The sequence below is a fragment of the Bacillus sp. NMCN1 genome, assembly GCF_002998085.1.
GTDB lineage: Bacteria > Bacillota > Bacilli > Bacillales > Bacillaceae > Bacillus.
Window position 1 is genome coordinate 742,421 of record NZ_PVQL01000002.1, and the last position, 20,072, is coordinate 762,492.

At 42.9% G+C, this 20,072-nt stretch carries 21 protein-coding genes; 10 read left to right on the forward strand and 11 right to left on the reverse strand.

Annotated features, from left to right (window positions below):
• Nucleotides 1–39: 39 nt before the first annotated feature.
• The 4 genes from C6W21_RS13570 to C6W21_RS13585 are packed head-to-tail and all read right to left on the reverse strand — an operon-like array spanning nucleotide 40 to nucleotide 4,069.
• A complete protein-coding gene (locus C6W21_RS13570) occupies nucleotides 40–408 on the reverse strand; it encodes a hypothetical protein (RefSeq protein WP_106050788.1) in 369 nt (122 codons plus the stop codon).
• A 37-nt stretch (nucleotides 409–445) separates the two neighbouring features.
• On the reverse strand, nucleotides 446–1,567 hold the full coding sequence (locus C6W21_RS13575) for a Ger(x)C family spore germination protein (protein ID WP_106056490.1): 1,122 nt from the start codon (nucleotides 1,565–1,567) through the stop codon (nucleotides 446–448).
• Nucleotides 1,564–2,658 carry a GerAB/ArcD/ProY family transporter gene (locus C6W21_RS13580; protein ID WP_106050790.1) on the reverse strand — a complete coding sequence of 365 codons (1,095 nt, stop codon included), beginning with the start codon at nucleotides 2,656–2,658 and terminating at the stop codon, nucleotides 1,564–1,566. Before C6W21_RS13580 ends, C6W21_RS13575 begins: the two co-directional genes overlap by 4 nt.
• Nucleotides 2,645–4,069 carry a spore germination protein gene (locus C6W21_RS13585; RefSeq protein WP_106056492.1) on the reverse strand — a complete coding sequence of 475 codons (1,425 nt, stop codon included), beginning with the start codon at nucleotides 4,067–4,069 and terminating at the stop codon, nucleotides 2,645–2,647. Before C6W21_RS13585 ends, C6W21_RS13580 begins: the two co-directional genes overlap by 14 nt.
• A 109-nt stretch (nucleotides 4,070–4,178) precedes the next feature.
• Between C6W21_RS13585 and C6W21_RS13590 the strand changes: the two genes are divergently transcribed.
• Nucleotides 4,179–4,346, forward strand: coding sequence for a YvzF family protein (locus C6W21_RS13590; RefSeq protein ID WP_003213147.1), 168 nt, complete (start codon nucleotides 4,179–4,181; stop codon nucleotides 4,344–4,346).
• A gap of 89 nt (nucleotides 4,347–4,435) precedes the next feature.
• Nucleotides 4,436–5,830 carry a class II fumarate hydratase gene (gene fumC, locus C6W21_RS13595; protein ID WP_106050792.1) on the forward strand — a complete coding sequence of 465 codons (1,395 nt, stop codon included), beginning with the start codon at nucleotides 4,436–4,438 and terminating at the stop codon, nucleotides 5,828–5,830.
• A gap of 80 nt (nucleotides 5,831–5,910) precedes the next feature.
• Here fumC and C6W21_RS13600 read toward each other — a convergent pair whose 3' ends face one another.
• Complete coding sequence (locus tag C6W21_RS13600; RefSeq protein ID WP_106056494.1) at nucleotides 5,911–6,789, reverse strand: TetR/AcrR family transcriptional regulator; 879 nt, start codon at nucleotides 6,787–6,789, stop codon at nucleotides 5,911–5,913.
• 192 nt (nucleotides 6,790–6,981) lie between these two features.
• Here C6W21_RS13600 and spxO point away from each other — a divergent pair, with 192 nt between their 5' ends.
• Nucleotides 6,982–7,146 carry an anti-adapter protein SpxO gene (gene spxO, locus C6W21_RS19050; protein WP_095285802.1) on the forward strand — a complete coding sequence of 55 codons (165 nt, stop codon included), beginning with the start codon at nucleotides 6,982–6,984 and terminating at the stop codon, nucleotides 7,144–7,146.
• A 20-nt stretch (nucleotides 7,147–7,166) separates the two neighbouring features.
• On the opposite strand, the gene C6W21_RS13605 is transcribed toward spxO, so the two are convergent.
• A complete protein-coding gene (locus C6W21_RS13605) occupies nucleotides 7,167–8,498 on the reverse strand; it encodes a sensor histidine kinase (protein WP_106050794.1) in 1,332 nt (443 codons plus the stop codon).
• On the reverse strand, nucleotides 8,495–9,172 hold the full coding sequence (locus tag C6W21_RS13610; RefSeq protein WP_106050795.1) for a response regulator transcription factor: 678 nt from the start codon (nucleotides 9,170–9,172) through the stop codon (nucleotides 8,495–8,497). The genes C6W21_RS13605 and C6W21_RS13610 overlap by 4 nt, the downstream gene beginning before the upstream one ends.
• Nucleotides 9,173–9,508: 336 nt before the next feature.
• On the opposite strand from C6W21_RS13610, the gene C6W21_RS13615 reads away from it, so the two are divergent.
• Entirely contained in the window at nucleotides 9,509–10,879 is a 1,371-nt protein-coding gene (locus C6W21_RS13615; RefSeq protein WP_106050796.1) for a S1C family serine protease, read from the forward strand.
• Nucleotides 10,880–10,923: 44 nt separating this feature from the next.
• Here C6W21_RS13615 and C6W21_RS13620 read toward each other — a convergent pair whose 3' ends face one another.
• Nucleotides 10,924–11,769, reverse strand: coding sequence for an oxidoreductase (locus C6W21_RS13620; RefSeq protein WP_223249586.1), 846 nt, complete (start codon nucleotides 11,767–11,769; stop codon nucleotides 10,924–10,926).
• 110 nt (nucleotides 11,770–11,879) lie between these two features.
• Here C6W21_RS13620 and C6W21_RS13625 point away from each other — a divergent pair, with 110 nt between their 5' ends.
• The 3 genes from C6W21_RS13625 (at nucleotide 11,880) to C6W21_RS13635 (ending at nucleotide 13,629) form a co-directional block, all read left to right on the forward strand.
• Complete coding sequence (locus C6W21_RS13625) at nucleotides 11,880–12,326, forward strand: YusW family protein (RefSeq protein WP_189318203.1); 447 nt, start codon at nucleotides 11,880–11,882, stop codon at nucleotides 12,324–12,326.
• 148 nt (nucleotides 12,327–12,474) lie between these two features.
• A complete protein-coding gene (locus tag C6W21_RS13630) occupies nucleotides 12,475–13,305 on the forward strand; it encodes an ABC transporter ATP-binding protein (RefSeq protein WP_003213584.1) in 831 nt (276 codons plus the stop codon).
• Between the two features lie 72 nt (nucleotides 13,306–13,377).
• Entirely contained in the window at nucleotides 13,378–13,629 is a 252-nt protein-coding gene (locus C6W21_RS13635) for a YusU family protein (RefSeq protein ID WP_066030425.1), read from the forward strand.
• Between the two features lie 33 nt (nucleotides 13,630–13,662).
• Here the strand turns inward: C6W21_RS13635 and C6W21_RS13640 are convergent, their stop codons facing one another.
• From C6W21_RS13640 to C6W21_RS13650, 3 genes are read right to left on the reverse strand one after another with little or no spacing between them, the layout of a single operon-like run.
• A complete protein-coding gene (locus tag C6W21_RS13640) occupies nucleotides 13,663–14,010 on the reverse strand; it encodes a spore coat protein (RefSeq protein WP_106050799.1) in 348 nt (115 codons plus the stop codon).
• Between the two features lie 11 nt (nucleotides 14,011–14,021).
• Nucleotides 14,022–14,273: a hypothetical protein gene (locus tag C6W21_RS13645; protein ID WP_223249598.1), complete on the reverse strand. Its 252-nt coding sequence runs from the start codon at nucleotides 14,271–14,273 to the stop codon at nucleotides 14,022–14,024.
• Nucleotides 14,274–14,299: 26 nt separating this feature from the next.
• Nucleotides 14,300–14,437, reverse strand: coding sequence for a YuzL family protein (locus tag C6W21_RS13650; RefSeq protein WP_003212904.1), 138 nt, complete (start codon nucleotides 14,435–14,437; stop codon nucleotides 14,300–14,302).
• A 189-nt stretch (nucleotides 14,438–14,626) separates the two neighbouring features.
• On the opposite strand from C6W21_RS13650, the gene C6W21_RS13655 reads away from it, so the two are divergent.
• Genes C6W21_RS13655 through C6W21_RS13665 form a run of 3 tightly spaced genes read left to right on the forward strand, consistent with a single transcriptional unit; the run spans nucleotide 14,627 to nucleotide 19,998 of the window.
• Entirely contained in the window at nucleotides 14,627–17,014 is a 2,388-nt protein-coding gene (locus C6W21_RS13655) for a 3-hydroxyacyl-CoA dehydrogenase/enoyl-CoA hydratase family protein (RefSeq protein ID WP_106056496.1), read from the forward strand.
• Nucleotides 17,015–17,026: 12 nt separating this feature from the next.
• Nucleotides 17,027–18,202, forward strand: a complete 1,176-nt coding sequence (locus tag C6W21_RS13660) for an acetyl-CoA C-acetyltransferase (protein WP_106050801.1) — start codon at nucleotides 17,027–17,029, stop codon at nucleotides 18,200–18,202.
• Between the two features lie 14 nt (nucleotides 18,203–18,216).
• Nucleotides 18,217–19,998 carry an acyl-CoA dehydrogenase family protein gene (locus C6W21_RS13665; protein WP_106050802.1) on the forward strand — a complete coding sequence of 594 codons (1,782 nt, stop codon included), beginning with the start codon at nucleotides 18,217–18,219 and terminating at the stop codon, nucleotides 19,996–19,998.
• The last annotated feature ends 74 nt before the right edge of the window (nucleotides 19,999–20,072 follow it).

Consider the following 20,072-nt stretch of genomic DNA (forward strand, 5'->3'; position numbering starts at 1 on the left):
AACAGCTTTCAAATGAAAGCTGCTAGAACATGCGTTAAATTAGTCCTTCTGTCCTGTGATCGGACGTTCGGATAGTTGATGGAGCTCAGGAACTGGAAAAGCCTCCTGCTCCTCGGCCGATTTGTCTTCTAGGGCTTTCTTCATCTCGGATAATAGCTTTACGCTCTCCTTTGCCACTGCTGCTTTTTTCTCCTGCAAACCAATGATCTGTGAAAGTCCGACGAATAAACCGCCTCCAATAAGAAGGAGCGCAGGGGTTTGTCCATAATAAATCACGATCAAAAATGTGCTCGAAAAGCTGTCGGCTTCAATGAAGAAATCTTCTTTTGATTGCATGAATACAACGACTAACAGGAGTATTCCTAGAATCAAAAATAGAATGCCGGCCGAAAGTAAAGCTCGTTTCATGATTGACACCCTTTTTTTCTTACCATTTTAACATACTCTATAAGGATTGTGTTGCGCCCTTAGTCCCGAAGTCACGGATTTTCACATTTGCTTTGTAACGAATATCTGATTCACTAAAAATCTCATCCCAATGTTTTGCCTCTTTTCGAAAGTCCTTTGGGTAGGCAATACTCGCCTTTTGATAGAACCCGCAAATATCTGCTTTGATCTCATGCTGTAATTCCTTGATGAAATCTTTAACGCTTGTCTCTAATCGACGCTTGACAACGCCTTCAATTTCTCTGAGATACTTTTCATTAAAAGCGTTTTCGCGTTCATTCCAATCCTCAGACAATCGCCCATCAAGCTCCACTGACACATCAAATTGATATTTTCCACTGGCTGATTTATGCGTTTTGATACGGTGCTTGATTTTGAAAATCTCAAAAGAATAGATGCTGTGATCATATTCAAATTCAATGACCCCGCCTTCTCCGTCCCCTGTCAACAAATTGTATGACTGCACTGCTGAAGGAGAGATATTGGTGAGAAATCGTCTATTCTTAATAATAGAGGCACCGTCGAGCATTAATTTTCCTTGATCGACGCTGACTTTCGGAAGAGCAAAAGATACATTGTTTTGCATGGCAGAAGAAATATCTCCTAATGAGACCGTCTTGAACATGGAAATGGCCGTTTTTCTGTTTTCTGAAAGATCGTATAAGGTCGAAGAGGCTGGCTGTCCGTCGTCATTGATTTTCAGCATGTCCCCAGGTTTCTCAGAGGTCATAAAGACGAGGCTTCCTCTCCGCGTTTCATTGTCTCGAATGAATTGATTGATGACGAGGTCGAAATTATTCTCATTGATGAGCTCCTCAGAAAACAAATACACCCTTAGCTGCTGGGCGAAAATGCGGTGGCTTTTCAGCGCCGTTGTACGGAAAATTTGATGCATAGAATCCCCGCTTGTTTCAATGATTTTCGTAGGGTCTTTGATGCTTGCTTCTTGATCGATCTTTTGAGGAACGAGGACTTGCATAGACAGCTTTAATTTATGTCCTTGGTCCCCTTTATCTACTGCAAACCCAATCGCCATGTTAAGCTCCTCAATATTTGTACTATCCCAGCAACCGCTTAATAGAACCAGCGTCAAAAGAGCACAAGCTGTCTTCCTTTTCATGATGTTTTCCGCCTCCTTTTGAAAAAAACGATAAAAAATAAGAGAAACGGGAGAATGCCGAACAGCAGGAAAAAGAGGTTGTTCACATAGGTTAAATAATCTCGCACTGTATCGACATCCTTTGGGAAAATGGCTGCAAAGTAAATGACAATTCCCATTAAAGCGAGGACCACCTTCTTAGGAAACTTGGTCAGTTTGGATACTCCGATTGCAGCAAAAAATGTATATCCGACAAAGCTTGTATACAGCTGAACCAGCCAAACGATAAGCAAAAACGAGTCAATTCGTTCAATAAAAATCCCCTGAATATCAAAGGATTGAAATAAGGCAATGGTCGGCCAAGTCAAAGTCGCCGTTTCTTTGACAGTCAGCGCACCAATCACAAGAATATAAGTGAAAATATAAATAATCGCAGGAATCAAAAAGCCGACTGTTCCATAAGCAAAGGTGTGTTTTTGCGTGTTCAGATAAGCAGGCATAAACAGCATCATTTCAATGCCGACAAATGATATGGCTGATGCATTAAAGGAATTGAAGACAGGGGAGAACCCCTCTCCTAAAACGGGCCGGAGATTATCTAACTTAAATTCTTGCACGCTAAGTCCGTAAGCGACAAATAAGATGATGAGCGTCACAATTAGAATAAAAGGAAAAAGCCTGGCTAAATCACCAATTCCGCCAATCACAAGATAAAAACCAACCACAATAAAGCTGATCATTGTCACCGCTACAGGTGTGTTTTGAAGCAGAAAGAATTTCACCATTTCCGACATCGCTCGTACTTCATAGCTGGCAACGCCAAGAAAATAAATAATAATCAAGAGGTTGGCAAGAGCGCCAATCCATTTTCCAAGTCCCTCGATCGTATAATCATAATAAGAGGAGAAGGGGACTTTTTTCATCATGAGGACATTCGCAAAAATAAACACAATGTAAATGGCACTCATGAGTAAGAGTGCAATCCAGCCGTCAGGTGTAGCTGCAGCCTGAGCCATTGCTCTTGGCAGAATCATCATACTTGCGCCTAGTGTTGTATTGGCAATAATGGCACTTGCCTGATAGCTTGTAATCGACTCTTTATGATTGACCATGTCGTTCTCCTTTCTTTTGATTTTTTAAAGGCAATCGAATGATGGAATTGTCTTCGTTTTTATAGCTGAACACAAAATCTGGTGAGAAATACGGAGTGCCAAAACTTTTTTGCCGCGTTAAATGAGTAAGGAGTACGAGCATAAACAGCACAATCCCATATAAACCAAAGGTAGCCGCAGTAAACATGGACACAAAGCGGAGCACGCGAAAGGACATGCCCATCCCATATTGAGGAACAGTAAAGGATGCAAGTGCAATGACACTAACGATAATCACCATGATTGAGCTGACAATATGTGCCTGAACGGCAGCCTGTCCAATGACAACCCCGCCAACAAGTCCGATCGTTTGACCGAGCGGATTTGGCAGCCTTAAGCCAGCTTCCCGCAGCAACTCAATGGTCATCTCCATGATGAGTGCCTCGACAATGGGTGAAAACGGGACATTTTCCCTTGTGCTGGAGATCGTAATAGCCAGAGTGGTTGGCAAAAGACCTTGATGGTACGACACAAGCGCAATATAAATGGCTGATAAAAATAACGTAAAAAAGATCGAGGTAAACCGCAGCAAACGAATAAGAGAGGCGGCGATCCATCTCTCATAATAATCATCGGGTGATTGCATAATTGTCGCAAGCGATGCAGGTACAATTAACACAAAAGGTGAATGGTCGACAAAGATGGCGACCCGGCCATTATTTAAAGCAGACGCCACTTTATCCGGCCGTTCTGTGTTTTGAATTTGCGGGAAAGGAGAGTACACATTGTCTTCAATCAGCTCCTCAAGAACACCAGAGTCTTGTATATCATCAATGGTGACTTGCTTAAGCCGTTTTTTGACTTCCTTTAAAACAGGTACTTGAACGATACCGTCGATGTACATGATGGTCACCTTGGTGTATTTCTGTTGACCAATCTTCATATCGACGGTTTTGAGATCAGGGTTTTTCAAACGCTGTCTTACGAGGGCTAAATTTGTATCTAAATCTTCTATAAAGCCAATTTTTGGGCCTCTCACGACTGTTTCAGATGTGGAATCCCCTAAGCTGCGTTTCTTCGTTCCATGTGTTTCTAAAATATAGGCATGCTGAAATCCATTAATCAGCACCACGCAATGCCCTTCAAAAATCGCATCGACCAATTCTTCAGAGGTCTTCACCGAACGTGTGGTCATCATCGATAAATTGGATTCCAGCTTCTCTTTTGTGAGAGCCGTATGATCTTGGAGAAGCAGCTTCAAAAAGGTTTGAATCTCCATCTTTTCGTTCAATTCTTTTATGTATAAATAGTAAACAACCTGCCCGTGAGGCAGTGTTTTTTTCTCATGGACCAAATCATCCATTTCCTTTAATTGCGGGAGAATGACGGAGAGATTATCGTATAAGTGCTCTTTCAATGGAGTCTGATTCAAAAGGATCACCCGCCTCAATAACTTTTTCTTAGCATTACCTGCTTGAAAAAACAATATTCTGTGTTACATTATTTTGTGGTAAAAGAAAGAGGGTTTTGGAGGAAACAAGATGGCACAAATTCGTTTAGCAGGAACAAAAGAGGAGATTGACCGTATTCTACAGTCGTTTGACAAGCATTATGAAGTGACATATACATCAAAGGATTACGGAAAAACGAATCCAAAATACAAATATTCGAAAGATGTTCGCGTTTATATTGAACTAAAATTAAAATAAAGATAAAATTTTAATTGAAAACGCTTAAAGGATTTTCGTTTTTTGTATAGAATAGAGTTGAGTGTATAGAAGCTATGGAGGGATACATAATGACGGAATTTAGAATCGAAAAAGATACAATGGGCGAAATCAAGGTGCCAAAGGACAAGTTCTGGGGTGCACAAACACAACGAAGCAAAGAAAATTTCAAAATCGGTTCTGAGAAAATGCCAAAGGAAGTTGTGAATGCGTTTGCAATTTTGAAACGTAGCACAGCGATTGCCAACGAACGTCTTGGCAACCTTGAAAGCGAAAAAGCAGAAGCAATTGCTGCTGTATGTGATGACATCATCAGTGGAAAGTATGACGAGCATTTCCCGCTTGTTGTATGGCAGACAGGCAGTGGAACGCAAAGCAACATGAATATGAACGAAGTCGTTGCAAATAGAGCAACTGCTTACTTGAAAGATAAAAATAGTGAGTTCAGCATTCATCCGAATGATGACGTCAACCGCAGCCAAAGCTCAAACGACACATTCCCAACTGCTATGCACGTGGCAGCTGTTTTAGCTGTGTACAAAAAATTATTGCCTGCGATTGATCAATTAAGAGCGACTCTTGATGAGAAAGCAAAAGCGTATCAAGAGATTGTTAAAATCGGCCGTACGCACTTGCAAGACGCAACACCGCTGACAGTAGGTCAAGAGATTAGCGGCTGGGTGTATATGCTGGACCGTTCAAAAGAAATGATTTTAGAATCAACTGAAAAAATGAGAGAGCTTGCGATTGGCGGAACGGCTGTTGGTACAGGGATTAACGCACATCCTGAGTTCGGTCAATATGTCGCTGAGGAAATCAGCAAGCTGACAGGTCAAACATTCAATTCTTCACCAAACAAATTCCATGCGCTGACAAGCCATGATGAAATTACGTATGCACACGGTGCCCTAAAAGCACTTGCAGCTGATTTAATGAAAATTGCCAACGATGTGAGATGGCTGGCAAGTGGTCCGCGCTGTGGAATTGGTGAATTGATCATTCCTGAAAATGAGCCGGGAAGCTCCATTATGCCAGGTAAAGTCAACCCAACTCAAAGTGAAGCATTAACAATGATTGCAGCGCAAATTATGGGGAATGATGCAACAATCGGTTTTGCCGCCAGCCAAGGAAACTTTGAGCTGAACGTATTTAAGCCGGTCATCATTTATAACTTCCTGCAATCAGTTGAATTACTTGCTGACGGCATGAACTCATTCCATGACAAGTGTGCAGTTGGAATTGAACCAAACCTAGAAACAATCGAGAAAAACTTGAACAATTCATTGATGCTTGTGACGGCACTTAACCCGCACATCGGATATGAAAATGCAGCGAAAATTGCGAAGCTTGCTCACAAAGAAGGTTTAACGTTAAAAGAAGCAGCACTTCAATTAGAACTGTTAACAGAAGAGCAGTTTGAAGAGTTTGTGAAACCAGAAGAAATGGTGACACCGAAAGCAAAATAAGAAACCAGGGGCGGCTGCCCCTGGTTTTTTCATTGAACGTGATGTGAACAAAATGAATACCCAGGGAACTGCCCTGGGTGTTACAAATGATCCTCTTTCAAAATGCGCAAAAGTGACTCAGATACGGATTGGAGCGGTCCGAACAATTTCAGTTGGTACAGCATGCCTTTCACGATGACTTGTCTTGGTTTTTGTTTGTTTAATTCATTTTCTAAAATGCCAAGCGCTTCAAATAAATCTGGCTCGTCTTTCACTTCATAGTGTGCTTCAACCTGCTCTCTTAATTCTTTTAAAAGAGATTCTGTCAGCGGGTCGAATGACCGTTCATAAATAGGACCAAACCAATCGCTCGCTTGATCTACAGATATGAGCGGAAAATCGTTTCGACCCATCATACCGCCCATCAAATCATCGATACGGTGAATCATTGTTGCCGCTAGCTCCTCAGCCTCCAGCTGAAAATCATATAAAATCGCAAGCTCGAAATAAACGTGGCTCATGCCCTCAATCGTCAAACAAAGATCAGCCATATAAGGAATCGCTGCATCTCCATATACCTGCTTAATGTTATCAATGTGAAGCTGAATGGTGGCAAGTCTGATTTGTTTTGCAAGCTGCTGCGTTTCTTCATTCAATGGCAGTGCTCGATCGCTCAGCTGCATTTTAATAAAATCCTTTTGCTGCAAAATATTATCGTAGTAGACAGTAAGCTGTTTGCGGTAGGCTTCCTTTGGTGTGCCGCCCTCTGTTTGAACCTCGTGAATCCGGGTAAATACCTTATCGTAATAGTAATGTAAGATTGAAATGAGCAGTGCTTCCTTTGATTTAAAATAAAGATAAAAAGCACCCTTTGACATGTGGCATTCATCCGCAATTTCCTGAACAGACGTTGTATTGTAGCCTTTGCTGGCAAACAATTTCATGCCGGCCTCAATGATCATTTTCTCTTTCTTTTTCAATATGAATGTCATCCTTTCTTACCGAGAGACAAATGTCTTAGGAAACGTGCGCAAAGAGATGTGACTTATCGGTCATAAACGACGAAAGTTTTCAAAAATTAATCAGATTGTAACTTGTTTTTTACAGTGTAATTCTTTATATTATAAAGTAAGGTGACCAACTGGTCAAAAAATGTGAAAGGATGATGTTCCATGAGAGAAATCGATGATATGATGAGACGCTTGCGAACAAAAGGAATTCAAGTAGAAAAAGTTAAAATGCCAAAAGAGACAACCATTGAAAAGAAATGGATGTATCAAGCTGGCAAGAAAATCAAAGCCACATACCGTGATTTCAATGGGTATTCATTCATCTAAAAAAGACTGCGGTCAAAAACCTACAGTCTCTTCTTTGAAACCGTGATCGTATAACGTACACCTAGATCATCATTTTCAATCGATATAGACGCTTGATGCATGGAGAGAATTTTTTTGACAATGCTTAATCCAATACCGAATTCGCCCTTTTTTCCCTTACTAAAAGGTTCGTATAGGCTGGATAGCATATGTTCTTCAATTGGAGGACCGTCATTACGAATGACAATGCGTATTTGATCCTCTTCCTGTTTCAGTTGAATATCAATTGTACTTTTTGCGTAGCGAAGTTGATTTTCTAGTACATTCTCAAATAATTTACTCCATTGTTCTGGATCGCCTTCAAGAGCAGCCTCATCATCTAAGTCCACGTTCCACTGCAATTCATTTTTCGACCAGCGTATTCGGTCGACCACTTCCAGCATCGTATTACTGAGTAGGAAGGAAGCATGTGCGGGGTGTTGATTTGATAAATAATCAAGCTTTGTTAAGTACAGCAAATCCTTGATTTTCTTCTCAAGTTTTTCCGCTTCACCTTCAATGACTTCCACCGTTTGTTCAAGATCTCCCTTAGGAAAAATACCATCTTTAATCGACTGCGTATAGCCGCGGATGACCATGACAGGTGTCTTTAAGTCATGTGATATATTTTGCAAAAGAGTCCGTTCTGTTTCATCTTTTTGAATGAGCTTTTGTCTCATTTCTTCAATGGTATGACCAAGCTTTCCGATCTCATCTTGCCGGTCAACGATGACAGGGTCATCCCAGTCCTCTTGCGCAATCCGCTTCACGTGCTTTTCAAACGCAACGATTGGACGAGATAAGTAGCGGGCAAGCCAAATCGATGGAATCCAGCTTAATAAAATAACGGTGCCCAGGATAAAGATCAGCTGTTTAAACAGCGTAAAGGACAGGTCGTCACGATAAGAGTCTGGTGCATAGGACAGAAGAATATATTGTGTATTGTCTGTTGATACTTTTTTGATGACAAAAAAGATGTGCTGGCCATTCACCTCTTCGGAATAGCGTTTCGTTACGCTTTTTTGTTTTTTCACAAAGGATTGGATTTTCTCAATAAAGGCATGCGGAAAAAACTGCGCCATTTGGTTTAATTCATCTGACGGAATCAGAATGTGCTGTACCGAGCGGTTTTCCGGTGTCGACTTTGGCGAGCCGTCTCGGTTCAACGGATATTCTGTGAGCACCTGCTGTTCATTTTCGATATTTTTATAAATTTCATTCGTGAAAAAGTTACGTAATGTATTGGAAAATAGAATGATCAGGACAATCGAGATCGTGAGCAAAATACCAGAAATGACGACCCAAATTTGAAAAGCGAGCGGTTTGTTCTTCATCCTTTTAGCATCCTATAGCCAAATCCATAGATGGTCTCGACCTTTAAGTCGGGCATTTTTTTGCGTAGCCGTCTGACAAGATCATCGACCACACGATCTGTCCCGAAGTAATCATGTCCCCATATTTTGACGAGGATATCTTCACGAGAAAAAGCATGTCCCTGATGATGTGTAAATAAAAGCAGCAAGTCAAATTCCTTAGAAGTTAAGTTAATCAGCTGATCTCCTTCATACACCTCTCTTACATCCTCATGAATGACATAGGAGGAGACGGGTGTGATGCTTTTCTGCTGCGGAGTATCGCTATTTTTGTACACAAGCTCAAGCAGCTTTTGCACCCGAATGATCAGCTCGCGCGGAAGAAATGGCTTCGCAATATAATCACTGCTTCCCAGCTCTAAGCCGAGGACACGGTCGATATCTGCATCGCGTGCTGAAATGAAAATGACCGGTACGTCCGGTGATGCGGCTTTGATTTCTTTAATGAGTGTGTAGCCATCTGTATCAGGCAGCATGATATCTAAAATCCATAGATGCGGCGGCTTGTTCATTGCCCCGCGTGCCGCTTCTCCGGTTAAAAAAGAGGAGACATTCCAATTTTCACTTTCTAAATATTTGGTTAAAAGTTCGTTTAAGTTTTGTTCATCTTCCACTAAATAAATGGTGTACGACAAAGTCTTCCACATCCTCTCAACGTCATTATAACGGGATACAAAGGCGGCATGTCAACAATCACACGCTTTTTTCACAATTTCACATATTCTTCTCATCATTATCCCATAATGTTTGTTTATGATAAGCTCAAGGGAAAAAAGGGCTTAGACAAAAGGCAGATCAATAGGTGCTTTTCACGAATGTGCGCACCTTGCTTTTTTTCTATGAATAAGTATTATATAATTTGACATATTGTCATGAAGTATCTTCAATGATATTGCCATTAAGAGGACATGAGTCCTATCTACACATATGAATCAAGCAAGTCATGAACACGATGTAAAGGAGTGCAAGCCATGGATTTCCGAAGAGAAGATGAAGAGAAGAAGATGAATCATCAAGAAGATGTGCATCAAGAGAATGAGAAACAAATAGACGAACCAGAAAAAGAAAAGGAACTTGTTTTTCAACCTCATGAAAACGAAGCATCTGCCACTCAGGAGAGTGTGACAAACCATTCTCCTCAACTGGGGGATGACCGTGCGTCGAAAAAGGAGAAAAAGCGGAAAGCGGCATGGCTCAGTCCGATCCTTGGAGGGATTATTGGCGGCGGCCTTGTGCTTGGCATTACACCGCTTTTGCCGCAGTCACAGGACACAGCTGCAAACACACAAACGCAAACAGCATCAAGTGAGCCTGCCACCTCTGATAATTTCTCAACAAAACAAATCACCAATGCCACGAATGTCGCTGATATGGTAGAAGATTTAGAGCCAACCATTGTAGGTGTCTCAAACTATCAATCTACACAAAATTCGTTTGGCCTCAGCGGTGATTCAACAGAAGCTGAAGCTGGAACAGGTTCTGGTGTCATCTTTAAAAAAGATGGCAAAAAAGCGTACATCATTACAAATAACCATGTAGTCGAGGGTGCCAATAAATTAAAGGTCACTCTTTATGACGGGAAAACAAAAGACGCGAAGCTTGTCGGCAGTGACGTGATGACAGATTTAGCTGTTGTTGAAATCAATGCAGACGGCATTGATAAAGTGGCAAGCTTTGGTGATTCTGCTAAGCTCCGTGCTGGAGACAAAGTGATCGCGATTGGGAACCCGCTTGGTGCACAGTTCTCTGGTACTGTGACAGAAGGGATTATTAGTGGTCTTGATCGTACAGTTGAAGCGAACACATCATCTGGTACGGTGGAAATGAATGTACTGCAAACAGATGCAGCGATTAACCCAGGAAACAGCGGGGGACCACTCATTAATACAGATGGTCAAGTCATTGGCATCAACAGCTTAAAAATTAGCGAAAGCGGTGTGGAATCACTCGGTTTTGCGATTCCAAGTAACGATGTCAAACCGATTGTAGATGAGCTGTTGAAAAATGGAAAGGTTGAACGTCCTTACCTTGGCGTACAAATGATTGACCTTGAGCAAGTGCCTGAAACGTATCAAGAAAATACGCTCGGCCTATTTGATAAACAAATCGGCAAAGGGATTTACGTAAAGGATGTATCAAAAGGATCACCTGCACAAAAAGCAGGCTTGAAGTCTGGAGATGTCATCATCAAATTTAAAGGGAAAGACGTGGCGAACAGCTCTCAGCTGAAAGAAATTCTGTACAAAGAAACAAAAGTCGGCGATAAAACGACAATGACTGTCATTCGTGAAGGGAAAAACAAAAATCTAGACATTACCCTTGGACAGTCTGAAACTGAATAAATGAAAAACAGGTGGACGTTAAAGGTCCTCCTGTTTTTTTATGCTCATTTTTTTGAAGAGAGAGTACGTAATATGATCTTTTCCCACATGCTCCAAGGCAAGAGCTGCTTGGCTGTGAATGAAAGTCGTACCCCTTTCCCAATCGGATATCTCAGCTTTTTCAGCCGTTTCTTCTCGGCTAATCGAATTACAAGCTCTGCGACTTCACGAGGGTCCCCGTAGTTGGTTTTCTGGGCATTGATATAAGCCATCATCTTTTGATAGATGCTTTTGTATTTTGAGCCTTCCCCTGGCTGCAACATGTGCTCGTTCATAGACGTGTTCCAAATATTCGTTTGGAAAGAGCCTGGCTCGATCAAGGCTGCCTGTATACCGAACGAAGCCAGTTCAAGGCGTAAGCTCTCTGTATAGCCCTCCAAAGCAAACTTGGAGGATACATATGGAGAAAGTGCGGGCATTCCCATTAATCCGCTGATGCTGCTCATGTTGAATATCTTTGCACCACTTGTCATAAACGGAAGGACGGCTTGTGTCATTTCCATGACTCCGAAGACATTTACATCAAATTGCAGGCGGTACGTGTCAACAGGAACCTCTTCAGCAAAACCCGCATAGGCTGTTCCCGCATTGTTGACAAGCAGGGATATGGGTGCGTAAGCATGTAGTTTTTTCTGAAATGCTTGAATCGACTGTGTATCTGTCACATCTAATGCTTCAATATGTATCGCTTCGGATAAAGAGGCTTGCTTGATCTCTTCGGCAAGCTTTTTCGCATTGGCTTCCTGCCTGACGCCCGCAATCACTCTATAGCCTTGCTTGGCGAGACCTATCGTGATGAGCTTGCCAAAGCCGCTATTGGCACCAGTTACAATGGCTGTTCTTTTCATCATCTCGTTCTCCTTTTTGTTTCAATCTACCATAGTCCGCTGTTTTATTGAATAACGAAAAGAAGGATGGAGAAGAATAAAAAGCGATGATAAGAAATAGGAGGAAGCACATGATGTGTTGGAAGAAGGCGGGACAAATAGGAGTGCTGCTTTTTATGCTGTCTGGCTGCCAATCGATCGAACCGCTGCAGCAAACAAAGGAAGCAGAAGCAGAGAGTCTCTCAGCGGTTCAAATGAAGGAACTTCCTTTTGAGCATCTCCACCTGCATGTTCAATACGGGCAGAAAAGCGAATTATACGAAGCCACCTATCGTCAGGCAAGAGGCAAGGAAGAAGCACTCATTCGTGATCATATGAACGGTGTCCGCTATGAGGGTGAAGAAGCATTACGCGAGATGAAGATGAAGCTAAATGATATGTCCATTCCTAGTGCGACGATCAATGAAGCGTATGTAAATGAGCTATTAGCCGCTTTTAATCTAGACGATGATTATCAGCGGATTCAGGTCGATATTAAGCTTGATGATGGGACCAAACGTACATTCCAAAAGAAGAAGTGAAACGAGACTTTCTCATTTTTTAATTGAAAATGATTTTCAAGATCACTTAAATCTGATACACTAAATTGAGATAAGTGATCTTTTCCGTCTATACATAGACGATATTTCATATAAAAAATTTGCATGAGAAAAGGAGCGTTTGAGCGGAATGAGTGCCATTTCTACTGAAGGTTTAAGCTTAGGCTACGGAGAAACAATGATCATAGATGAACTAAATGTATCAATCCCTAAGGGTGAAATCACAGTATTTATTGGCAGCAATGGATGCGGTAAATCCACGCTACTTCGCTCTTTGGCCCGTCTCATGAAGCCAATGGGTGGTTCTGTCCTGCTTGAAGGTCATTCCATTGCCAAATTACCAACAAAGGAAGTAGCAAAACAGCTCGCCATTCTTCCGCAAGGACCAGAAGCGCCAGAAGGATTGACGGTACATCAATTAGTGAAGCAAGGCAGATATCCTTATCAAAATTGGCTGAAGCAGTGGTCGAAGCAAGACGAAGAAGCAGTGAATCGCGCACTGAAGTCAACGAAGATGGAAGACCTCGCTGATCGAACAGTCGATTCATTATCAGGTGGACAAAGGCAGCGTGCATGGATTGCGATGACGTTAGCGCAGGAGACGGATATCATCTTGTTAGATGAGCCGACGACGTATTTAGACATGACGCATCAAATTGAAATTTTAGACCTTCTGTTTGACTTAAATGAAAAAGAGCAGCGCACGATTGTCATGGTTCTTCATGACCTAAATCTCGCATGCAGATATGCTCATCACCTTGTAGCGATTAAAGACAAGACGATTTATGCAGAAGGAAGACCAGAAACGGTCATTAATTGTGATCTTGTGAAAAATGTCTTTGATATGAACTGCCAAGTGACAACAGATCCTTTATTCGGAACACCATTATGTATTCCGCATGGCAGAGGACGCTGTATTGTGCAGCAAGCGCAAGCGGAGACATTTCTTGCTGCAAGATAATCGTATGTCAAAAGCCTGACATCTGTTACGCACAGAGTCAGGCTTTTTTCTTAAAAAGGGAGTGGAAACTCAATGGGAAATGAATTAGATGAAAAGCTTGAGGGCTTGCTTGATAAATATACAGAGCTACTGCTTGGTGAATCAACAGACGCACTGAAACAAGATGTGAAACAGTGGGTGATCTATTCTCATATTGCAAAAAGCATGCCCCCTCTAGCAAAGCATTTTAATGAAACGTATCCAGAGGCTAAGGAAGAAATCAAAGAAACAATTCAGCGGATCAAACAAATGAACGAAGCTCATCGAGCCAATCAAGACCGTTAAAAAAACTGCCAGCACTACACTGGCAGTTTTTCTTTATGACATCTGTGATGGTCCGTATGGAGATTGATCTGTCAGGGTTTGCTGGAATTTCTGGTGTGCCTGCTGGAGCTTTTGCTGTTCAGCGGCTTCAACAGAATACCAGCCATATCGGAACATAACATCATATAAATGTCTTTGTGTTTTCTGTGTTTCAAGCGCAATTCGTTGAATATCCTGGTAAAGAGATTCATGACTGAATTCATTGAGCGCTGTGTTGTATCCGCTTGTCATATATTTTTCAGTCGACAAGAGATCTGTGATGAAATCACGATCATTCATGTTTGTTGTCGTGGGAACCTGAGTTTGAGGATTCCCGATTTTTTGTTGGTTTTGTTGATCCATGTTTTTTCCTCCTATTGCATAAAGCCAGTAGACTGGCCTTGCCCTGAGCTGCCTAAATGCTGAAGAATTTGTGTGTAATGCTGATGGTGCATTTGGCCAACTTGATTTAATTCTTGTTTCAATGTTTGGTCCTGGCAATGCTCGGCCATAAAGTGAGCCTTTTTCATAGCGATCAAGTTCCAGTTCAGCATATCCTCTAAGTACAAGGAATCTTTCACTGAAATGACTTGCGGGGGCATATTCATTTGCTGATTGTTCAAGATGTGTTCCTCCTTACGATTTTGTTTCCTTACTGATTCTTTTTATATTGCTGATTTTGACTGGTCTTTTTGCCGCCTAGGTCTGCTTCCTGTGATGGACCTGCGTTTCCTTTTACACTTGCAGCACTTACGCCTGCTTTCGATGGATTTTTCTTCAAACGAGACATGTGGACATCACCTCCGTTCTTACAATGCCCTCTCATCTTTAATTCATACAAGGCACATGAGAATGTGTAAATTTTTGAAATCCGCTCTTGAACTGTTTCGGAAAATCTTTTAAGATAAAGAAAGAGGCATTCCTTTTTTTTGGACAAAAAATGAATGACTGTTCATTCAAAATGTTTAGGGGGATATTTATGGGCAAACATATTCGCAAGGCGGCTGTCATTGGTTCAGGTGTCATGGGCTCAGGCATTGCTGCGCATCTAGCCAATATCGGGATACCAGTAACATTGCTAGATATTGTGCCAAACGAACTGACAAAGGAAGAAACGGCGAAAAAGCGAACGCTTGATCACCCTAGTGTTCGGAATAGATTAAGTCAAGAAGCGATGAAAAAATTGTTAAAGCAAAAACCAGCACCTCTTACTTCAGCAAAAAACCTATCATACATCACACCGGGAAATCTCACAGATCACCTTTCCTTATTACATGATGCTGACTGGATCATTGAAGTCGTCACTGAAAAGCTCAGCATCAAAAGGCACGTTTTCTCTCTCATCGACGAACACCGCAAAGAAGGCAGCATCGTATCAAGTAATACATCCGGTATTTCGGTTGAAAAAATGGCAGAAGGCCGATCAGATGATTTTAAACGCCACTTTTTAGGTACACATTTTTTTAACCCAGCTCGTTATTTAAAGCTTTTAGAAGTCATCCCTATTCAAGAAACAGATCCAGAAGTACTCCACTTTATGAAAACGTTTGGCGAGGACGTACTTGGCAAAGGTGTGGTTGAGGCAAAAGACACACCGAACTTTATTGCAAACCGCATTGGCACTTATGGACTTCTTGTCACAGTGCGTGAAATGCTTGAAAACAAGTACACCATTGGAGAAGTGGATTCGGTTACAGGACCCCTCATTGGAAGACCGAAAAGCGCGACCTTCCGTACTCTTGATGTCGTAGGGCTCGACACGTTTTTCCATGTAGCCCGCAACGTATATGACCAAGTAGAAGGAAAAGAAAAAGATATTTTCCAGCTGCCTGAGTTTATTGAAAGAATGCTCGAAAAAGGATGGATTGGCAGTAAGGCAGGGCAAGGATTTTATCAGAAAAATGGAAAGGCCATTTTAGAACTTGATCCTGTGACGCTCACGTATGGAGAACGAACAAAGCTAAAAGATCCAGGCATTGAGATGGCGAAGCAGCAAAAAGGGACGAAAGCGAAATTGAAAGCGCTTATTTACCAAGATGGGCGTGCAGGGCAATTACTCTGGAACATGACGGCACCTGTGCTTCTTTATTCAGCTCAGTTAAAAGGCGAAATTGCGGATGATATTCAGTCTATCGATAACGCAATGAAATGGGGATTTGGCTGGCAGCACGGTCCATTTGAGCTCTGGGATGCAATCGGTGTGAAAAAAGCAGCCGAGCGTATGGAAGCAGAAGGTCACAGCATCCCGCAGTGGGTGCAAGACATGCTGTCAGAAGGACACGACACATTCTATCAAGAGAATGCTGATGGAGAGCGGGCATTTTATCAGAATGGGGCTTATGAACAGGAAAAAGGAAACGCAAAGAATATATCTTTAGCGAAATTGAAAAAGAAGCAGGGCGTGATTTTTAAAAATTCTGGTGCGAGCTTGATCGATATCGGGGATGATGTCGCCTTGCTCGAATTTCACTCTAAAAGCAATGCCATTGGACTAGATGTCATTGACATGATCAATCGCGCTGTCGATGAGGTGGAACAGAATTATAGAGGGCTTGTCATCGGAAACCAAGGGAAGAACTTCTGTGTTGGTGCCAACCTTGCTCTCATTTTAATGGAGGCTCAGGACGATAATTTCTTTGAAATTGACTTTGTGATCCGCCGCTTCCAGCAGGCGATGATGAAGGTGAAATATAGCGACCGGCCAGTTGTTGCTGCACCGTTTGGCATGACACTCGGAGGCGGAACAGAGGTTTGCCTGCCGGCAGCAGCTATTCAAGCGTCCAGTGAAGCATACATGGGTCTTGTCGAAGCGGGAGTTGGACTGATTCCAGGCGGCGGTGGAAACAAAGAATTATATCTTCGCCATCTGCAAGGATCAGCTAAGCCAACGCAGACCGCTATACAAGATGCCACGATGAAAACATTTGAAACGATTGCAATGGCTAAAGTATCCACTTCTGCTGAGGAAGCGCGGGATATGAACATGCTTCGAGTGAGTGACCGAATCAGCATGAACGGGGACCACCTGATCTATGATGCGAAACAACTTGTGCTCTCTCTTGATGGAGCGGGTTATCGTGCACCGCTCAAGCAAAAGGTGCCCGTCATGGGAGAAACAGGCTATGCAGCGATGATATTGGCTGCTGAAAATATGAGACTGTCTGGATACATTTCAGAGCATGACATGACCATAGTTAAAAAATTAGCTCATGTTATTTCCGGAGGGAAACTGCCATTTGGAACAGAGGTAGAGGAGCAATACTTGTTAGAGCTTGAAAGGGAAGCCTTTTTAAGTCTTGTAGGAGAAGTGAAATCACAAGCACGCATGCAGCACATGCTCGTCAAAGGAAAACCTTTACGTAACTAAGGGGGAGTCAAAATGAGAGAAGCAGTCATTGTCGCTGGCGCGAGAACACCAGTAGGGAAGGCGAAAAAAGGATCGTTAAAACATGTTCGGCCTGATGATATGGGCGCGTTGTGTGTAAAAGAAACACTAAAGCGTGCCGGTGATTACGACGGACAGATAGACGATTTGATCATCGGGTGTGCAACACCAGAAGCAGAGCAGGGGTTAAATGTGGCTCGGAATATTGGGGCGCTAGCAGGACTTCCGTATACAGTACCTGCCATCACGATCAACCGCTACTGCTCATCTGGTCTTCAGTCAATCGCTTATGCGGGTGAGCGGATTATGCTCGGTCAGGCAGAAACGATCTTAGCTGGAGGAGTCGAATCGATGTCACAGGTGCCGATGATGGGTCATTCCATTCGTCCGAATGCTCAATTGGCAGAGCAAGCGCCTGAATATTATATGAGCATGGGTCACACGGCAGAGCAAGTGGCGCAAAAGTATCAGGTCACACGTCAAGATCAGGACGCCTTTGCGGTAAGAAGTCATCAAAAGGCAGCCAAAGCATTGCAGGAAGGGAAATTTTCAGATGAAATCGTATCCGTTGATGTAACAGAGCGGCGGGTAGGGGAGCAATATCAGTTAGAAGAACATCAATTCACGTTCTCACAGGATGAAGGCGTGAGAGCGGGCACAACGGAGGAGATTCTTTCCACTTTGCGTCCGGCTTTCTCAACAAAAGGCACGGTGACCGCAGGGAACTCTTCTCAAACAAGTGACGGCGCTGCGTGCGTGATGATGATGGACCGTGAGAAAGTATCCTCACTTTCCCTTCAGCCTCTTGCCAAGTTCCGGGCATTTGCTGTTGGCGGCGTACCGCCTGAGGTGATGGGAATCGGTCCGATTGAAGCCATTCCGCGTGCGCTGAAAATCGCTGGACTTGAGCTGAAGGATATCGGGCTGTTTGAATTAAACGAAGCGTTTGCCTCTCAGGCAATTCAAGTCATTCGTCATTTAGGAATCGATGAAGAGAAAGTGAATGTCAATGGCGGGGCAATCGCGCTAGGGCATCCGCTCGGCTGTACAGGAACGAAGCTTACGCTGTCACTCATTCATGAAATGAAACGGCGAAACGAGCAATTTGGCATCGTCACAATGTGTATCGGCGGGGGCATGGGAGCAGCAGGAATTTTTGAATTGATCTAAAGGGGGAAATCAGGATGAAAGCAATGGAAGATGTAAAAAAGGGTGGAAGCTTCTTAATTGATGAAACGAATTATGAGCATATCTTTACACCAGAGGATTTCTCTGATGAGCATCAAATGATTGGAAAGACAACAGAGGATTATATTTTACAAGACGTTGTTCCGTATATAGATCAAATTGAAAATCATGAATTCGAGCATTCCGTCAGGCTTCTCAAAAAGGCTGGAGAGCTTGGACTGCTAGGAGCTGATGTGCCTGAAGAATTCGGCGGGCTCGGTTTAGATAAAATCAGTTCAGCCATCATTACCGAGAAATTCTCCAGAGCAGGGAGCTTCTCACTTTCCTATGGCGCCCATGTTGGCATTGGATCTCTGCCAATCGTGCTGTTCGGAAATCAAGCGCAAAAGGAAACGTACCTGCCTGGACTCGCTTCTGGAGAAACGATTGCGGCGTACGCCCTAACAGAGCCAGGATCAGGCTCTGACGCCCTTGGAGCAAAAACGACCGCAGTCCTGAATGAAGCTGGAACCCATTATGTGCTTAATGGGGAAAAACAATGGATTACAAACTCCGCATTTGCCGATGTCTTTGTCGTATATGCGAAAATTGACGGTGAACACTTCTCTGCTTTTATCGTAGAAAAGGATTTTCCAGGTGTCAAAACTGGACCTGAAGAGAAAAAGATGGGCATTAAAGGGTCATCAACAAGAACGTTAATTCTCGAAGATGCCCAAGTGCCGAAGGAGAATTTACTAGGTGAAGCTGGCAGAGGTCATGTCATTGCCTTTAACATTTTGAATATCGGACGCTACAAGCTGGCTGTCGGGACAATTGGTGCGTCAAAACGTGTCATTCAATTATCAGCAGAATATGCAAACCAGCGTAAGCAGTTCCAAACACCAATTTCTCGATTTAGCTTAATTGGTGAAAAAGTAGCCAACATGTCTGCAAAGCTCTATGCGATGGAAAGTGCTGTTTACCGCACAGTCGGATTATTTGAACAGCGCATGGGTCTATTAAGTGAAGAAGAGCAAAAGGACGGCAAACAAATTGCCCAGTCCATTGCAGAATATGCGATTGAATGCTCTCTTTGTAAAGTGCTTGGCTCTGAAACTTTAGATTATATTGCAGATGAAGGCGTGCAGATTCACGGCGGATATGGATTCATGCAGGAATACGAGGTCGAAAGAGCCTATCGTGACTCGCGGATTAACCGTATTTTTGAAGGGACAAACGAAATCAACCGTCTGCTTGTACCAGGCACATTCCTGAAGAAAGCGATGAAAGGGGAGCTTCCGCTGCTTCAAAAAGCGCAAACCTTACAGGAAGAGCTCATGATGATGATGCCGGAAGAGCCGGGTAATCAGCCGCTTGATCAAGAAAAATACTTGCTCGCCCATGCGAAAAAGATCGCCCTCATGGTATCTGGTATGGCAGCGATGAAGTATGGAAAAACATTAGACAAAGAGCAAGAAATCCTTGTGAACATAGCGGATATCGTCAATGAACTGTTTGCTGCTGAATCGGCGATTCTGCGTACCGAAAAGGCAATCGCTGCATCAGGGCTAGAAAAGAACGCTCAAAAGCTTGCCTACACACAAATTTTCACGCAGGAAGCCTTCTTAAAAATTGAAGCCCATGCAAAAGAATCCTTGATCGCGATGGAAGAAGGAGATTCACTCCGCATGAGTCTGTCAGCTCTTCGCAAGCTGACAAGATTCACCCCCATCAATGTCATCGCCAAAAAGCGCGAAGTGGCAAAACGAATCTTTGAAGCAGAGAAATATATCGTATAAGACGGCTTAAAAGGTGCGGAGTGATATCCGCACCTTTTTGTAAGCATACATTTAGGTTTTTAAAATATTTTGTG

What these genes read in the sequence shown, in the direction of transcription:
- C6W21_RS13570 (WP_106050788.1), bottom strand. Translation starts at nt 408, where the DNA reads ATGAAACGAGCTTTACTTTCGGCCGGCATTCTATTTTTGATTCTAGGA.
- C6W21_RS13575 (WP_106056490.1), bottom strand. Translation starts at nt 1,567, where the DNA reads ATGAAAAGGAAGACAGCTTGTGCTCTTTTGACGCTGGTTCTATTAAGC.
- C6W21_RS13580 (WP_106050790.1), bottom strand. Translation starts at nt 2,658, where the DNA reads ATGGTCAATCATAAAGAGTCGATTACAAGCTATCAGGCAAGTGCCATT.
- C6W21_RS13590 (WP_003213147.1), top strand. Translation starts at nt 4,179, where the DNA reads ATGGCACAAATTCGTTTAGCAGGAACAAAAGAGGAGATTGACCGTATT.
- fumC (WP_106050792.1), top strand. Translation starts at nt 4,436, where the DNA reads ATGACGGAATTTAGAATCGAAAAAGATACAATGGGCGAAATCAAGGTG.
- spxO (WP_095285802.1), top strand. Translation starts at nt 6,982, where the DNA reads ATGAGAGAAATCGATGATATGATGAGACGCTTGCGAACAAAAGGAATT.
- C6W21_RS13605 (WP_106050794.1), bottom strand. Translation starts at nt 8,498, where the DNA reads ATGAAGAACAAACCGCTCGCTTTTCAAATTTGGGTCGTCATTTCTGGT.
- C6W21_RS13615 (WP_106050796.1), top strand. Translation starts at nt 9,509, where the DNA reads ATGGATTTCCGAAGAGAAGATGAAGAGAAGAAGATGAATCATCAAGAA.
- C6W21_RS13620 (WP_223249586.1), bottom strand. Translation starts at nt 11,769, where the DNA reads ATGATGAAAAGAACAGCCATTGTAACTGGTGCCAATAGCGGCTTTGGC.
- C6W21_RS13625 (WP_189318203.1), top strand. Translation starts at nt 11,880, where the DNA reads ATGTGTTGGAAGAAGGCGGGACAAATAGGAGTGCTGCTTTTTATGCTG.
- C6W21_RS13630 (WP_003213584.1), top strand. Translation starts at nt 12,475, where the DNA reads ATGAGTGCCATTTCTACTGAAGGTTTAAGCTTAGGCTACGGAGAAACA.
- C6W21_RS13635 (WP_066030425.1), top strand. Translation starts at nt 13,378, where the DNA reads ATGGGAAATGAATTAGATGAAAAGCTTGAGGGCTTGCTTGATAAATAT.
- C6W21_RS13640 (WP_106050799.1), bottom strand. Translation starts at nt 14,010, where the DNA reads ATGGATCAACAAAACCAACAAAAAATCGGGAATCCTCAAACTCAGGTT.
- C6W21_RS13650 (WP_003212904.1), bottom strand. Translation starts at nt 14,437, where the DNA reads ATGTCTCGTTTGAAGAAAAATCCATCGAAAGCAGGCGTAAGTGCTGCA.
- C6W21_RS13655 (WP_106056496.1), top strand. Translation starts at nt 14,627, where the DNA reads ATGGGCAAACATATTCGCAAGGCGGCTGTCATTGGTTCAGGTGTCATG.
- C6W21_RS13660 (WP_106050801.1), top strand. Translation starts at nt 17,027, where the DNA reads ATGAGAGAAGCAGTCATTGTCGCTGGCGCGAGAACACCAGTAGGGAAG.
- C6W21_RS13665 (WP_106050802.1), top strand. Translation starts at nt 18,217, where the DNA reads ATGAAAGCAATGGAAGATGTAAAAAAGGGTGGAAGCTTCTTAATTGAT.